Here is a 13,505-nt window from a genome sequence, read left to right as displayed (position 1 = left end):
CACATTAATAGGTTTGGACAGGCTGAGCGTCAAGGAGACCCGGGAGGATTATCTTTTGCGCTCGATGCCGAGGCCCTGGAGGTAGACCAGCATCCCAGCCTCCAGCAGATCCTCCGCCGACATTGGGACTTTTCGGCGACCGCCATCCGCGCGCCCGAACAGTGAGGCTATGCCGTGCGTCATCGACCAGATGTGGAGCGCCACCATCAGGGCCGGGGGCCGGCTGTCCTTGGGCGCCAGTTCGACGAGCCGCTCCGCGGCCGAGCGCAGAACGGCGAACGCACGGTCGCCGACCTCGCGAAGCTCGGGCGACCCATCGGTCGGCGTCCCTGCCTCGAACATGGCCGAATAATAGGCAGGCTCGCTCCTCGCGAAGTCCAGATACGCCCTGCCCAGTCGCTCCATCGCCTCGAACGGCTCCGGCTTTCCATCGTTCCAGGCACGCGATAGCGCCGCCTCGAACGTCTCGAAGCCGCGTTTCGCCACATCGGACAGGAGTTCATCGCGGTCGCGGTAATGGCGGTAAGGCGCGGCCGGGCTGACGCCCGCCATCCGCGCCGCGTCCGCGAAGGTGAAACCGCCGACGCCCTTCTCCCCGATCAGGTCGAGCGCCGCGCGCACCAGCGCTTCCTTCAGGTTACCGTGATGATATCCGCGTCCCATGTGAAGGGCTATTACATGAGTCTGGCCCCCGTGTCCCGGGTCGCGAAAGCGAGCCCGGGACCCATACTCCGCAGGATCTCGGCTCCATCATAAGCACCGGGGTTATGGATTCCTGGCTCGGCTTCGCCGCCCCGGAAAACGCTTCTGCAATGCTTGCCTCCGTCATGCTTTCCGGGGATACGCCTCCCATGCGCCCCTTCCTCATCGCCCTCGCCCTCCTCGTCCCGCTGCCCGCATCCGCCCTCGACGGCGGAACGCCTCTGGCCGCCGGTACGTCCCTCTCCCGCGCATCGGTCGCGATCCAGGCCGTCGCCCCGCAGCCGGACGGCAAGGCTCGCTTCTCCGAATGCACCGGCGCGCTCATCGCACCCGATCTCGTCCTCACCGCCGCGCATTGCGTCGACGAGGCAGCGAGCCCCGAGCATGTCGCGGTCTTCTTTTTCGAGGGCTCGAAGGCCGTCCCGCCCTTTGCTCCCGTCGCCGCCATCGTCCGCCATCCGGGCCACACGCGCGGCTGGGCCTTGAGGCCGGGCGACATCGAACAGCGCCAGACCGAGATCGCCGCTGATATGGCGATCCTGCGCCTCCGCGCCCCGGCGCCCCCCGGCCATCCGGCACTCGGCTTCGACACGGCCGGCAAGCCCTCGGCGCTCTCCATTTCCGGCGCCGGCCTCGCTGGTCCAAAGGGCAAATCGGGGACGCTCAAGGGCGTCGCGCTCTCCAACATCAAGCACACCCAGACCGGCGCGGCGCTCGCCTTCGCGACGCCTGACGCGGGTCAGGTCTGCCGGGGCGACAGCGGCGGACCGGTCGTCACCCCGTCCGGAGGCATCTGGGGCGTCTCCGGCGCCATCCTCCGTCCGAAGGAGGGCTGTTCTACGCGGATGGTCGTCGTCCCGGTCGATCCGGCCTCGCCGGGCTTCGTCGCAATGATGCGGATGGCGCGCGGTGGCTAGAGTTCGTGTCCCGGGGCCGCGCAGCGGAGCCCGGGACCCATACTTCGCAGCGCTGCGCTCCGTCTCCAGCACAGGGGTTATGGGTTCCGGACAGCGGCTTCGCCGCTTCCGGAACACACACGCGTGACGAAACCGGCAAATCCTCCTATACGACCGCAAAACAACGAGGAAACGCCACACGATGCCGACCGAATTGCCGGAAGATGCCACGCCCACTCCGACGCCTGCCGAGCTTCCGGACACGCTCTTTCTCGCACCGTCCAGAATGCGCTGGATCTTCACGCTGATCGTCAGCGCGCTCATCATCGCGCTCGACGTCTTTCTGTTGGTCACGCGTGACGCGCAACTCGTCTGGGTCCTGATCGTGCTGTTCGGGATCATGGGTGCCATGGCCGCTGCCCAGCTCATTCCCGGCGGCGCCGGTCTCTGGCTCGACCGCGACGGCTTCACCTATCGCGTCCTGTTCTTCGACCGCCGCCGTCGCTGGTCCGAGATCACAGCCATCGGCTCAGGCTCGGCCGGTCTCCTGCAGATGGTCGGCTATCACAAGGTCGGCGAACCGACGACCAAGCCGCGCGAAGTCCTGCCGGACACCTACGGCATGCAGGCCTACGACCTGGCCATGCTGATGAACCGCTTCCGCGAGCGGGCTTTGGGGTAAATCGGATCCCTCTCCCGAGGGGAGAGGGTCGACTCGCCGGCAGGCGAGCGGGGTGAGGGGTACGCCCTCTCGATAGGTCCAACCCCTCACCCGGCCAAAGCTACGGCTTTGTGCCGACCTCTCCCATTGGGAGAGGCAAAATCACCCCACCCGGTCCCCAACCGAGATCGTCCCGCCCCCGATCACCTCCACGAACACGCCGAGATCGGTGTGCCCGAAGTTCTGCATGATTGCCTTCGGTAGATTGGCATCCCGCTCGGCGGTCTCGGGATTGACGTTCACCGCCCCGCAGCGCGGTGTCCGCGCCAGCCCCCGGAACTTGACGTCGCCGATCGAGAATTCGCGGTCGACCCAGCCGAACTCCTCCCAGGGCTCGAGCCCTTCGAGATAGATGTTTCCCCTGAAGCGCAGAGGATGCAGCGAACGTCCGGTCGCCTCTTCCAGCGCCCTGACCGACGCCATGTTGATGATCGAGATCGACCGCATGAACACCGGCGAAACCACGCTCGCATCGGTGAATTTGTGCGCCTCCGCCTGCACCAGCTTCGGCCTCCCTTTGGTCGCGAGCCCGATATAGCGCTCGAAGAAGGTCTCGACCTCGTCGCGCCCCTCCGCCGTCCCGAGATCGGCCTCGAGCAAAACCGAGCCGTCCTTCTTGATCGTCAGCATGCGCGTGTCGGGATCGAACGAGGTCGCGAGCGCGGCAAGCTCCTCGTTGTTCCGCAGCATCAGGAAATAGCCCTTGTCGAGCGGTTCCGGATGGGCCGGATCGAACTCGGTCGTCCCGAGAGCGATCGCGTAATCGCGGTCGCAAGCGAGGCCGTGATCCGACGTCAGTTCCATCTCGCTCAGTCGCTCGGGCGACAATCCCTTCACGGGATAGCGGAAAAGTTCGGCAACCTTGGCCATGTCAGCCCTCCAGCTCCGCCGCACCTTTCACTGGAGGACGCGGAAGTCGCCATAAGCGCTTTGACGTATTGCGGGATCGGCTATGCCACCTGAGGCCGCCACGCGATCACACCTTCCGTCCGAGCCCGTACCTCGGGCGAAGCCAGGCAGGTGGCGACCGCCTCATAGCCCGGCGCACCCGGATAGGGAGTGACGAGGGTCGGCGGGCTGTGATTGGCCGGGCAGAAGATGATCGCCTCGTCGGGACCGACCACCGCCAGATCGAGGATCGCCGAGGAGCGCGTCATCAGGAAAAGCGAACGGGCGCCGTGTCCACGACGGCGCAGATGGGCGATCAGGGCCTCCTGCGTGGCCTGATCCAGTCCCTGCTCCACCATGTCAACGACCAGAATGGCTGGTCCCTCGGATTCCAGTCCGGCAAGCAAGGCGATCAGAGCCTCCGACACCACGGCGCCGTCCTCGACGAGCCACGCCGATGTCCGCTCGACCCGCGACTTGAGGCCCGGGTCAGCGTCCAGTCGCATCCGAGCCGCCGCGCCGCCGTCAGCCAACCGCTCCAGGCCAAGGAAAGCGGCGTTGGGCAGCGTCTCGGCCAGACGCTGGGCCAGCCGTGTCTTGCCGCTGCCCAGCGGACCGATGATGAAGTTCAGCGCCCGGATGTCCCTCAGTTCGAACCATTCCCCGCCCCACGGCCAGGGAAGGTCGAAGGCAACACGGATTTCGGCGGTCGGGTGCAGCAGGCGAGCCAATTCTCCGGCGGCCGGCGCTCTGCCCTCGGCGAGGTCCGCCCGGAGCTTCCGAACCTTCTCCACCATAGCGACAAGATCGCGGCCCCGCTCTTCCAGCATCGTCTGGTGTACGGCGAGAGCCCGCTCCAGATCCTCCGCGTCGCCGTCGAGCACTCGCGCCACCTGCGCGAGGCTGAGCCCGAGCGCGCGCAAGGCCGCGATCTCCGCCATTCGAGCGACTTCCTCGGGACCGTAGGCCCGCCATCCGGCTTCGGTGCGGACGGGTGTGACGAGGCCACGCTGTTCGTAAAGTCGAAGAGCCTTGGCGGAGACCCCAAGTCGCCGGGCGGCTTCGGAAGGATTGAGGAACTGGGCGGAAGAGCTCACGATTCACCTCGCCGGTTGCTGACCGCCATTGTTATCGAGGCGGCCCCATGGGCCGGGTCAAGCCGCCAGGATCAGCCCGCCAGCTTTTCCCGCACATCCGCCGGCAACCGCGACGGCCGCCCCGTCTCTCGATTGATCGCGGCGCAGGTCACGTCCGCCTGGACCAGCAGGACGCCGCCGCGGCTGATCGTCTGGGCCAGTTTGAGCGACGCACCGCCAAGCGCGCCGATCCGCGTCTCGACGACGATTTCGTCGTCCATTTTGGCCGGCAGCCTGAAGTCGATCTCCATCCGCGTGACGACGAAGACGAGACCCGTCTCCTTCAGCACCTCGCTCTGGTCGACACCCGCCGCGCGCAGAAGCTCGGTCCGGCCGCGCTCCATGAAGCGCAGATAGCTCGCATGATAGACGACCCCGCCCGCGTCGGTGTCTTCCCAGTAGATCCGGATCGGCAGCGAGTGAGCGCTCACTCCTCGCCCCCGTCGAACAGCGGCATCTGGTTTCCACCAACGCTTTGCGGAACCGCCAGCCCGATATGCCTGAAGGCATGCGCTGTCAGAAGCCGGCCACGCGGCGTTCTCTGGATGAAGCCCTGCTGGAGCAGATAGGGCTCGACGATGTCCTCCAGCGCATCGCGCGGTTCGGACAGGGCGGCGGCGACGGTGTCGATGCCAACCGGCCCGCCGCCATAGTTCAGCGCGATGCAGGAGATGTAGCGCCGGTCGAGCGCGTCGAGCCCGGCATCGTCCACCTCCAGCATGCGGAGCGCCTTGTCGGCCACCGACCGCGTGATGGATTCGGCGCCTGCGACATGCGCGAAGTCTCGCACCCGGCGAAGCAGCCGCCCGGCGATGCGCGGCGTCCCGCGCGCACGGCGCGCGATCTCGCGGGCACCGTCCGCGCTCATCTGAACGCCGAGAACGCGCGCGCCGCGCGTCACGATCAGGTCCAGTTCCTCGATTTCGTAGAAGTTCAGCCGGATCGGGATGCCGAAGCGGTCGCGCAGCGGCGTGGTCAGCAGACCCGCGCGGGTCGTCGCCCCGATCAGGGTGAACTTGGCGAGGTCGATCCGGACCGAGCGCGCCGCCGGCCCCTCGCCGATGATGAGGTCGAGCTGGAAATCCTCCATCGCCGGATAGAGCACTTCCTCGACCGCCGGGTTCAGCCGGTGGATTTCGTCGATGAAGAGGACGTCGCGTTCTTCGAGGTTCGTCAGCAGCGCCGCGAGATCGCCGGCCTTGGCGATCACCGGGCCGGACGTCGCGCGGAAATTGACGCCGAGCTCCCGCGCCATGATCTGCGCGAGCGTCGTCTTGCCGAGCCCGGGAGGACCGGCGAACAGCACGTGGTCGAGCGCCTCGCCGCGAGACTTCGCCGCCTCGATGAAGATCGAAAGGTTCGCCCGCGCCTGCTGCTGGCCGATGAAATCGCCGAGCCGCTGAGGGCGCAGCGAGTTGTCGGCGTCGTCCTCGGTGTGCTTTTCGGGGGAGATCAGGGGACGGCTCATTTTTCCCCTCTCCCGTTTACGGGAGAGGTCGACTCGCCGAAAGGCGAGCGGGTGAGGGCAAGTGGGAGGCAATGAGCATCGTGCTGGCCCTCACCCCGGTTGCCTGACGGCAACTCGACCCTCTCCCGCTTCGCAGGAGAGGGGAAAAAGGCCGCCCCACCCCTCACTTCGACAACTCCCGCAGCGCCATCCGGATCAGCACCGCCGTCTCCGCCCCGTCACCCGCCGATCGCATTGCGGCCGATACCGCGCCGCTCGCCTGGATCTGCGGATAGCCGAGATTGATCAGCGCCGATACCGCATCAGCCACCGCACCGGGCGCACGCTTCTCATCGATATCGTCCTGAAGCTGGATCAGCCCCGCATCGACGCTGGCGAAGGCCGGCGCCTTGTCCTTCAGTTCGGCCACGATGCGCGCCGCGACCTTCGGACCGACGCCCGGCGCCCGCGCCACCGCCGCCCGATCCTGCAGCGCGATCGCATTGGCGAGGTCCGACGCCTTCAGCACGCCAAGCACAGCCAGCGCCACTTTCGCGCCGACGCCCTGCACGGTCTGCAGCAGCCGGAACCATTCGCGCTCAATGTCGGTCATGAAGCCGAACAGCCGGATCTGGTCCTCGCGGACATAGGTTTCGATCGCGAGCGAGGCGACCTCGCCCTTCATCGGCAGCGCCGCGAGCGTCCGCGTCGAGCAGTTGACGACGTAGCCGACGCCGCCGACATCGAGGATCACCCAGTCGTCGCCGGTCGAATCCACGATCCCCCGCAATTTGCCGATCATCGTGCCCCCACCGCCAGCTTGAGCGCCGCGCTCACCCGGTGATGCGCGTGCGTGATCGCGATCGCCAGAGCGTCCGCCGCGTCGGCGCCTATCGTGCCCGCCTTCGGCAACAGCACGGCGATCATCGCGCCGATCTGCTGCTTCTCGGCATGTCCCGCACCGACCACCGTCTTCTTCACGAGGTTCGGCTTGTACTCGGCGACCGGGATACCCGCCTGTGCCGGCACCAGCATCGCGATCCCGCGCGCCTGGCCGAGCTTCAGCGTCGACATCGGATTGTTGTTCACGAAGGTCTCTTCCACCGCGGCCTCGTCGGGCGCGTATTCGCGCACGATCGCGGCGAGGCCGTGATGAAGGAAGGCCAGCCGCTCGGCGAGCGACACCTTTTCATCCGGCACCACCTGTCCGCAGCCCACGTAGACGAGGCGGTTGCCGATGGTCTCGATCACGCCCCATCCGGTGCGCCGAAGGCCGGGATCGATGCCGAGAATGCGAATCGGATGTGGGACCATAACGTGAACTAATGCCGGTTCGGCGGTTCACGTCCAGTAAAGCCGGAAGGCTGGTCCGGAAAAGATCGAGGCCGGGCTGTTAGGCCCGGCCTCTTATCCGCGGTTCCGAATGCTAATGGGCTGGGGGTGCACACGGGACCGCGAATCTCACGGTGATTGCGAGACTCGCAGCTTATGCGACCACCGAAACGTCAAATTACCGCGAGGGTAAATAGGGCTAAAGTCCCCTCCTGCAACGCAGGCGCGCGATCAATTCAGTCAAATCAACGGCTTAGGCCGTAATGTGCAACCTGCAATAGGGAGAATTACTGGTTTTGATCTCGATCACGCTGCCGTGAGCTTGGCCAGTACCTCGTCCGAAACCTCGAAGTTCGAATAGACATTCTGCACGTCATCGTCGTCCTCGAGCGAATCAACGAGCTTCAGCATGCTCTGTGCCTTGTCCTCGTCGAGCGCGGTCGTGGTCGAGGCGCGCCACACGGCTTTCGCGCTCACGGCCTCGCCAAGAGCAGCCTCCAGCGCCTTCGCGACCTCGTTCAGATCCTCGAAACCGCAGGTGATGACGTGGCGCTCGTCGTCGGACTGCACGTCCTCGGCGCCGGCCTCGATCGCAGCCTCCAGGATGGCATCCGCCGAGCCGGCCTTCGCCGGATAGACGATCTCGCCGACATGATGGAACATGAAGCCGACCGAGCCCGTCTCGCCAAGCGCGCCGCCGGACTTGGTGAAATAGGAGCGCACCGCGGACGCCGTGCGGTTCCGGTTGTCGGTCAACGCCTCGACGATGACGGCGACGCCGCCCGGGCCATAGCCCTCATAGCGCACTTCCTCGTAGTTCTCGCCCTCGCCGCCCATCGCCTTCTTGATGGCACGCTCGATATTGTCCTTCGGCATGGACTGGGCCTTGGCCTCGTTCACGGCCAGGCGCAGGCGCGGATTCATGTTGGGGTCGGGCATGCCCATCTTCGCGGCGACGGTGATCTCGCGCGCCAGCTTTGAGAACAGCTTGGACTTCTGCGCGTCCTGCCGCCCCTTGCGGTGCATGATGTTCTTGAACTGCGAATGTCCGGCCATGGCGTCCTCTGAGACTTTGGCCGGGTTATAGTGTCATGGACCGGGCCTCGCCAAGCCTCTCTCGACCGCGCTTCCTCGCAGGATGAATCTAGGCCGCGGACTCTCCGGATGCGAGTAGCGAAGAGCTTGATGGCGGCAGACGACCCCTTCTAGGTTGGACGCATGACAGTCAAACGGATGGACAACATAGGAATCGTCGTCGAGGACCTCGGAGAGACGATTGCTTTCTTTCGCGAGCTCGGCCTTGAGCTCGAAGGACGGTCGACGATCGACGGAGAATGGGCCGGACGTGTCACCGGGCTGGATGATCAGCGCGTCGAGATCGCCATGATGCGCACGCCGGACGGCCACGGCCGCCTTGAGCTGTCCCGCTTCCTCACGCCGCCGACCGTAGCGGATCATCGCGACGCCCCGGTCAACGCTCTAGGCTATCTCCGCGTCATGTTCGCAGTGGACGACCTCGACGAAACGCTCGGAAGGCTCCGCAATCGCGGCGCTCAGCTCGTCGGCGAAGTCGTCCAGTATCAAGACGTATATCGGCTCTGCTACATCCGAGGGCCTGAAGGGCTCCTCATCGGCCTCGCCCAGGAACTCACCTGAGCGTCCAAAGGGTGGATGGTTAGACTAGCGCCCGCGATGCAGCCGCACATGCAGCCGCACATGCAGTGCGTGGACCTTCTCGGCGAGTTCGGGAACCGGCCCCTCGACGATCACGTCGGGCGCGACCTCGCGGACCGAAAGCGGCCGCACAGGTCCCGGCGGCACGCCGAGTTCGTCGAGCCAGCCCACGAGTTGCTCCGTCGACGAGGCGTAGACGATGCGGCGAAGACCGACCCAGGCATGGGCCGCGGAACACATCGGGCAGTGCTCGCCCGACGTATAGACCGTCGCGCCGGCCCGCTCCTCCGGTGACATGTGGGTCGCCGCCCAGCGCGCCAGTTCGAATTCCGGATGCCGGGTCTGGTCGCCGCCCGCCGTGCGGTTGCGGTCTTCCTGCCTGACGCTGCCCTCGGCATCGACGAGCACCGAGCCGAACGGCTCGTCGCCGGCGTCGAGCGCTTCCTCGGCCAGTTCGACGCAACGGCGCAGGATACGCAGATCGTCTTCGGTCATGTGCGCTTCCTCGATCAAGATCTGCCCACTTACCAGAAAGCCGGCTCGACCGGCTCGAGTCGGGCACCAATCCTGACCGGCGAGATCTTCACCGCCAGCCCCGTCGCATCGTCGGTCTCCACTGCGAAGCCGCACACCGTCGCCGCGGCCATCGCCGGTTCGAAGCGGCTCGACGGGATCTTCCGCACGAAACGACTGATCGGCTCCTCCTTTTCCATGCCGAGCACGGAATCGTAGTCGCCGCACATGCCCGCATCGGAGAGATAGGCCGTGCCACCGTTGAGGATCTGGTGGTCTGCCGTCGGCACATGCGTGTGCGTTCCGACCACGAGACTCGCGCGGCCGTCGACGAAATGGCCGAAAGCCTGCTTCTCGCTCGTCGCCTCGGCATGGAAGTCGATGACGATCGCATCGCACGCGACACCCAGCGGGCAGGCCGAAAGCTCGGCCTCCGCCCGGGCGAACGGATCGTCGAGCGCGTCCATATAGATGCGGCCCATCAGGTTCATCACCAGCACCCGGCGTCCGTCCCGGATCTCGATCAGCGCCGAACCGCGCCCCGGCGTGCCGGACGGGAAATTCGCCGGGCGGATCAGCCGCTCGGCGCGCTCGATGAAGACGAGCGTCTCGCGCTGGTCGAAGGCGTGGTTGCCGAGCGTCACCGCGTCGGCGCCGGCCGCGATCACCTCGTCGTAGATCGACTCGTTGATGCCAAAGCCGCCGGCCGCGTTCTCGCCGTTGACCACGAGGAGGTCGAGGTTCCAGCGCTGGCGGAGTTTGGGGATGATGTCGATCGCCGCCTGGCGGCCGGACCGGCCGACGAGGTCGCCCAGAAAAAGAATTCGCATAGAGCGAGCTTCAAAGACCTTCGCGGCCCAAATTGCAACGAATGATCTCGTCTTCCGTCACCACGGCGTCGAGCGGAACGTCGTGCAGTTCGCGCGGAACCTCGTCCACTTCCTGCAGCGCGAAGGCATAGCCGATCATCAGCGGGCGTTCGTGGCGGGCCAGCGGTCCGAGCGTCCGGTCGTAATGCCCCTTGCCGTAGCCGATGCGGAAACCGCGCCGGTCGAAGGCCGAAAGCGGCACGACCACGACGTCGGGAACGACTTTCGGCGCTTGCGGATCCGGCTCGCGAATGCCGCCGTACCCCTTCGCCAGGGGATCCTCCTCCCGCCATTCCAGAAACTGCATCGGCCTGGTGGCGGTCACCACACGCGGCAGGGACAATGTCGCGCCGGCCTTCCGCAGTCGCTCCGCCAGCGGCGCCGGCTTCAATTCGCCCAGGATCGGCATGTAGAGCGCCACGATCTCCTTCGAATGCTCGTGGATGACATGCATCGCATGCTCGGCCGCGCGCTCGGCCGCCCGATGCGCCATCCCATCGTCCAAGGCCCTCCGCGCCGCGATCTTGGCGGTGCGGAGCGCCGCCTTCTCGGCTTGCGCGGCGTCGGAATCGGCGGTCATCACCGGAGCCATAACACAATCGGCGCCGGGGTTGCGCGACCGCTCAGAACCTCCCCGTCAGTCCGACGCGGATCGTCCGGCCAGGCGATGGAACGAGGGCCAGGCTGAGCGGCTCGACATAGTAGATGTCAGTCAGGTTCTCGACGCTCAATTCGAACGAGAAATTCTCGTTGATATCGTAGTCGGCGAACAGATCGACCAGCGTGTAGGGCTTCCAATTGATCATCGCGATCAGCGGAGCGGCGCCGGAGGCCGGGGTCTCGGCGGCGGCGGCGCGTGGGCCCGTATGCGAGACGCGGCCGCCGATCGTCAGTGCATCGTCGAACAGCTTCTGCGACAGGGTCAGGGTCGCGTTGTATTCCGGCGGGATGTAGTTGGTCGCGTAATCGGACGCGAGCGAGCTGTTCATGCAGGTCGACTTCGTCCGACAGAATTCGACTTCGGTATAGTAGGTCGCCGCCAGTTCCGCGGTGAAACCGCTCTTCTCGTAACGTCCGGACAGCTCCAGTCCCTGGAACCGGGCCTGCTCGACATTGACGAGCTGCAGGATGGAGCCCGTCCACTTCCTGCTGATGTAGTCGTCGATCGTATTGTCGAAGAACGAGAACTTGATGCCTGTGTGGTCACCTTCCGAGATCAGGCCGTCGCGCAGGACATTGACGCCGAACTCCCAATTATGGGCGCGCTCCGGTCCGAGATTCGGATCGACCACCAGCAGGAAGCCGCCGCTGGACTCCAGCAGCGACGGCAGGCGCGAGGCCTCCTTGTAGCTGCCGAACAACTGGATGCCGTCGAAGGGCGTGACGGTCGCACCGAACGAATAGTCGAAGGCGTCGCCGCTTCGCGGTTCGGACCGGTAGGCGTCGTAGACGAGCTTGTCGGTCGTCCTGAAACGCTGGTAGCGCAGTCCGTTATCCAGAGTGAGCCAATCGGTCGGAGACCATTGCGTGAAGCTGAAGCCGCTCGCCTGCCAGCGCTCGCCCTCGCGCGGCGGCGGTATCCACCAGGTCGAGTCCTCGGTCGGCCCCGTCGCCTCCTCGAGATAGGATCCGCCCAGCTGGACCGAGACCTCGCCGAGCCCGGTATCGAAGACCGACGTATTGGTGACGTCGGTACCGGTCATGTCGACCCATTTTCCGACGCCCACGAGGCCGGTATTGCTCTGCCGACTGTACTCCTCGAGCGACGTCCGGAAGGCATTCCATCGCAGATCGATTAGATTGGTCGTCGATGGATCCCAATGATAGCGCGCGGTCACGCTGTTGAGTTGGGAGTTCGACAGGATTCCCTGATAGACGGTCTGCGTCGGGCTCGTCAGTCCGGTCGGGTAAGTCTCGCCGAACTCGCTTTGCGAGTAGGAATAGCCCAAGTCGAGCGTGTGCCCGTCGCCAAGTTTGAGCTTTCCCTTCAGCAGGGTGGATTCGGTGTCGCTGGAGGTATTCAGGACCTCCTCCCCCGGCAGATAGGGCGTCAGTCCGGCTGACGGATAATAGTGCTCGTAGGTCTGGCAGCCGGCGCCGCCGCAGATCGTCTGCGGACCGACGTCCTTCGCCGCTCCCGAGCCGTTCTCGCCGGCGTGGTAATTGCCAGCGATCCTGCGCGAATAGCCGGCGACGAAATCGATGATGTCGCTCCGCCCGGCGATGACGGCGCTGCCGGACCCGGAGGTCGGATCCAGGACGCCCGGCCTCTCGATGTCGTCGCTCGTGAAGCCGGTGCCCAGCGGGTTCATCTGACTACGCTTGCCGTCGACCGGTTCCGTCGTGTTGGTCCCTTGACCGAACTTGACCCGGCCGCCGAAATCCTTGCCGTCGAGCAGGATGTCGTCAGGGGTGATCGTGCTCATCCGCACGATGCCGCCGATCGCCCCGGTTCCGCCGGCGCCGAAGCTCGGTCCCTTCTCGATTTCGATACCGCCGATGAAATCCGGATCGATGAAGGTGCGGCTGCCGACGCCCTGGTAGCCGCGATAGACGGTCGTCACGTTCTGCGCGCCATCCACCGTCACCGGAACGCGCCCAACGCCCTGCATGCCGCGAATGTTGACGTCGACGGCGCCGCTGTTGCGGTTCTCGCCCGATAGCACGCCGGGAGCGTTCTTGAAGATGTCGCCCGGCGAGGTGCCGCGGAAACGCTCGATCTGCTCTTCCGAGATATAGCTGACCGACCCCGGCGTCTCGTAGGGCAAATCTTTTGGCGACGATCCCTTGCCGCCTCCCGTCACGGTGATCGTCTCGAGCTGGATGGTCTCGCCATTGCCTCCGGTGCTCGTCCCCGCCAGGCCTACCCTCGGGTCGATCACCGTTACAGTATTACCGCCGGCGAATTCGGCAACGAGGCCGGTGCCGGCAAGGATCGCCCGCAACGCCTGCTCCGGTGTCATCTCGCCGCGCGCGCCGGGCGATGTCACGCTCCGCGTCGTCGCTCCGCGCGTCAGCACCTGGATGCGTGTCGTCCTTGCGAAGGCGCTCATGGCGCTGTCGAGGCCTTGCGGCGGGATCGAAAAGGCGCGGACGGCGGAATCCGTCTCCTGCGCGAGGACCTCGGCCGGCGCCGCGACGACGGCAGCCGCGCTCGCTCCCAGAAGACCCGCCGCGAGGACGCGGCAAGCCGCGCTCCTTCCGAACACGCGCGAACGACCGCGCAACGCATGACGCACCATAACCCCAGCCCCGTACACCCGCGCCGGACTCGGCGCTTTCAAGGGACAGGACGCGCGATATGCGGAAAACCCCGGAGGGGTCCCG

General features: G+C 65.9%; 15 protein-coding genes. 3 read left to right on the top strand and 12 right to left on the bottom strand.

From position 1 onward, the window contains the following. Nucleotides 1-48: 48 nt before the first annotated feature. On the bottom strand, nucleotides 49-663 hold the full coding sequence (locus ACFPFW_RS00195; protein ID WP_114955227.1) for a TetR/AcrR family transcriptional regulator: 615 nt from the start codon (nucleotides 661-663) through the stop codon (nucleotides 49-51). A gap of 188 nt (nucleotides 664-851) precedes the next feature. Between ACFPFW_RS00195 and ACFPFW_RS00190 the strand changes: the two genes are divergently transcribed. Then, nucleotides 852-1,619 (top strand): trypsin-like serine protease, encoded by a 768-nt coding sequence (locus ACFPFW_RS00190; protein WP_114955574.1) that lies wholly within the window; start codon nucleotides 852-854, stop codon nucleotides 1,617-1,619. A 181-nt stretch (nucleotides 1,620-1,800) separates the two neighbouring features. Beyond that, nucleotides 1,801-2,280, top strand: a complete 480-nt coding sequence (locus ACFPFW_RS00185; RefSeq protein ID WP_114955226.1) for a hypothetical protein — start codon at nucleotides 1,801-1,803, stop codon at nucleotides 2,278-2,280. Between the two features lie 141 nt (nucleotides 2,281-2,421). Here the strand turns inward: ACFPFW_RS00185 and ACFPFW_RS00180 are convergent, their stop codons facing one another. From ACFPFW_RS00180 to ACFPFW_RS00150, 7 genes are all read right to left on the bottom strand, one after another. Continuing rightward, complete coding sequence (locus ACFPFW_RS00180; RefSeq protein WP_114955225.1) at nucleotides 2,422-3,189, bottom strand: MOSC domain-containing protein; 768 nt, start codon at nucleotides 3,187-3,189, stop codon at nucleotides 2,422-2,424. Nucleotides 3,190-3,269: 80 nt separating this feature from the next. Continuing rightward, a complete protein-coding gene (locus tag ACFPFW_RS00175) occupies nucleotides 3,270-4,304 on the bottom strand; it encodes a MerR family transcriptional regulator (RefSeq protein WP_114955224.1) in 1,035 nt (344 codons plus the stop codon). 71 nt (nucleotides 4,305-4,375) lie between these two features. Continuing rightward, on the bottom strand, nucleotides 4,376-4,774 hold the full coding sequence (gene ybgC / locus ACFPFW_RS00170) for a tol-pal system-associated acyl-CoA thioesterase (protein ID WP_114955223.1): 399 nt from the start codon (nucleotides 4,772-4,774) through the stop codon (nucleotides 4,376-4,378). Further along, nucleotides 4,771-5,811, bottom strand: a complete 1,041-nt coding sequence (gene ruvB, locus ACFPFW_RS00165; protein ID WP_114955222.1) for a Holliday junction branch migration DNA helicase RuvB — start codon at nucleotides 5,809-5,811, stop codon at nucleotides 4,771-4,773. The genes ybgC and ruvB overlap by 4 nt, the downstream gene beginning before the upstream one ends. Nucleotides 5,812-5,974: 163 nt before the next feature. Continuing rightward, nucleotides 5,975-6,592 (bottom strand): Holliday junction branch migration protein RuvA, encoded by a 618-nt coding sequence (gene ruvA / locus ACFPFW_RS00160; protein WP_114955221.1) that lies wholly within the window; start codon nucleotides 6,590-6,592, stop codon nucleotides 5,975-5,977. Further along, entirely contained in the window at nucleotides 6,589-7,104 is a 516-nt protein-coding gene (gene ruvC, locus ACFPFW_RS00155) for a crossover junction endodeoxyribonuclease RuvC (RefSeq protein WP_114955220.1), read from the bottom strand. Before ruvC ends, ruvA begins: the two co-directional genes overlap by 4 nt. Nucleotides 7,105-7,428: 324 nt before the next feature. Further along, on the bottom strand, nucleotides 7,429-8,178 hold the full coding sequence (locus ACFPFW_RS00150; RefSeq protein ID WP_114955219.1) for a YebC/PmpR family DNA-binding transcriptional regulator: 750 nt from the start codon (nucleotides 8,176-8,178) through the stop codon (nucleotides 7,429-7,431). A gap of 162 nt (nucleotides 8,179-8,340) precedes the next feature. Here ACFPFW_RS00150 and ACFPFW_RS00145 point away from each other — a divergent pair, with 162 nt between their 5' ends. Then, nucleotides 8,341-8,778, top strand: coding sequence for a VOC family protein (locus ACFPFW_RS00145; protein ID WP_114955218.1), 438 nt, complete (start codon nucleotides 8,341-8,343; stop codon nucleotides 8,776-8,778). 24 nt (nucleotides 8,779-8,802) lie between these two features. Here ACFPFW_RS00145 and ACFPFW_RS00140 read toward each other — a convergent pair whose 3' ends face one another. The 4 genes from ACFPFW_RS00140 to ACFPFW_RS00125 are packed head-to-tail and all read right to left on the bottom strand — an operon-like array spanning nucleotide 8,803 to nucleotide 13,420. Further along, nucleotides 8,803-9,291, bottom strand: coding sequence for a nucleoside deaminase (locus tag ACFPFW_RS00140; RefSeq protein ID WP_114955217.1), 489 nt, complete (start codon nucleotides 9,289-9,291; stop codon nucleotides 8,803-8,805). Between the two features lie 29 nt (nucleotides 9,292-9,320). Next, nucleotides 9,321-10,139 (bottom strand): TIGR00282 family metallophosphoesterase, encoded by an 819-nt coding sequence (locus ACFPFW_RS00135; RefSeq protein ID WP_114955216.1) that lies wholly within the window; start codon nucleotides 10,137-10,139, stop codon nucleotides 9,321-9,323. 10 nt (nucleotides 10,140-10,149) lie between these two features. Continuing rightward, the gene (locus tag ACFPFW_RS00130; protein WP_162799544.1) at nucleotides 10,150-10,758 is read right to left on the bottom strand and encodes a 5-formyltetrahydrofolate cyclo-ligase; all 609 of its coding nucleotides are present in this window, start codon (nucleotides 10,756-10,758) and stop codon (nucleotides 10,150-10,152) included. A gap of 43 nt (nucleotides 10,759-10,801) precedes the next feature. After that, a complete protein-coding gene (locus tag ACFPFW_RS00125; RefSeq protein WP_114955214.1) occupies nucleotides 10,802-13,420 on the bottom strand; it encodes a TonB-dependent receptor in 2,619 nt (872 codons plus the stop codon). Nucleotides 13,421-13,505: the final 85 nt, after the last annotated feature.

This window comes from Flaviflagellibacter deserti (assembly GCF_042652085.1).
Lineage (GTDB): Bacteria > Pseudomonadota > Alphaproteobacteria > Rhizobiales > Methylopilaceae > Flaviflagellibacter > Flaviflagellibacter deserti.
Note: the sequence above shows the minus strand (reverse complement) of the source record. Positions and strands in the feature narration are given on the sequence as shown.

Excerpts from the sequence above, each read along its gene's own strand:
- ACFPFW_RS00195 (WP_114955227.1), bottom strand. The coding sequence starts at position 663 with ATGGGACGCGGATATCATCACGGTAACCTGAAGGAAGCGCTGGTGCGC.
- ACFPFW_RS00190 (WP_114955574.1), top strand. The coding sequence starts at position 852 with ATGCGCCCCTTCCTCATCGCCCTCGCCCTCCTCGTCCCGCTGCCCGCA.
- ACFPFW_RS00185 (WP_114955226.1), top strand. The coding sequence starts at position 1,801 with ATGCCGACCGAATTGCCGGAAGATGCCACGCCCACTCCGACGCCTGCC.
- ACFPFW_RS00180 (WP_114955225.1), bottom strand. The coding sequence starts at position 3,189 with ATGGCCAAGGTTGCCGAACTTTTCCGCTATCCCGTGAAGGGATTGTCG.
- ruvB (WP_114955222.1), bottom strand. The coding sequence starts at position 5,811 with ATGAGCCGTCCCCTGATCTCCCCCGAAAAGCACACCGAGGACGACGCC.
- ruvA (WP_114955221.1), bottom strand. The coding sequence starts at position 6,592 with ATGATCGGCAAATTGCGGGGGATCGTGGATTCGACCGGCGACGACTGG.
- ruvC (WP_114955220.1), bottom strand. The coding sequence starts at position 7,104 with ATGGTCCCACATCCGATTCGCATTCTCGGCATCGATCCCGGCCTTCGG.
- ACFPFW_RS00150 (WP_114955219.1), bottom strand. The coding sequence starts at position 8,178 with ATGGCCGGACATTCGCAGTTCAAGAACATCATGCACCGCAAGGGGCGG.
- ACFPFW_RS00145 (WP_114955218.1), top strand. The coding sequence starts at position 8,341 with ATGACAGTCAAACGGATGGACAACATAGGAATCGTCGTCGAGGACCTC.
- ACFPFW_RS00140 (WP_114955217.1), bottom strand. The coding sequence starts at position 9,291 with ATGACCGAAGACGATCTGCGTATCCTGCGCCGTTGCGTCGAACTGGCC.
- ACFPFW_RS00135 (WP_114955216.1), bottom strand. The coding sequence starts at position 10,139 with ATGCGAATTCTTTTTCTGGGCGACCTCGTCGGCCGGTCCGGCCGCCAG.
- ACFPFW_RS00130 (WP_162799544.1), bottom strand. The coding sequence starts at position 10,758 with ATGACCGCCGATTCCGACGCCGCGCAAGCCGAGAAGGCGGCGCTCCGC.
- ACFPFW_RS00125 (WP_114955214.1), bottom strand. The coding sequence starts at position 13,420 with ATGGTGCGTCATGCGTTGCGCGGTCGTTCGCGCGTGTTCGGAAGGAGC.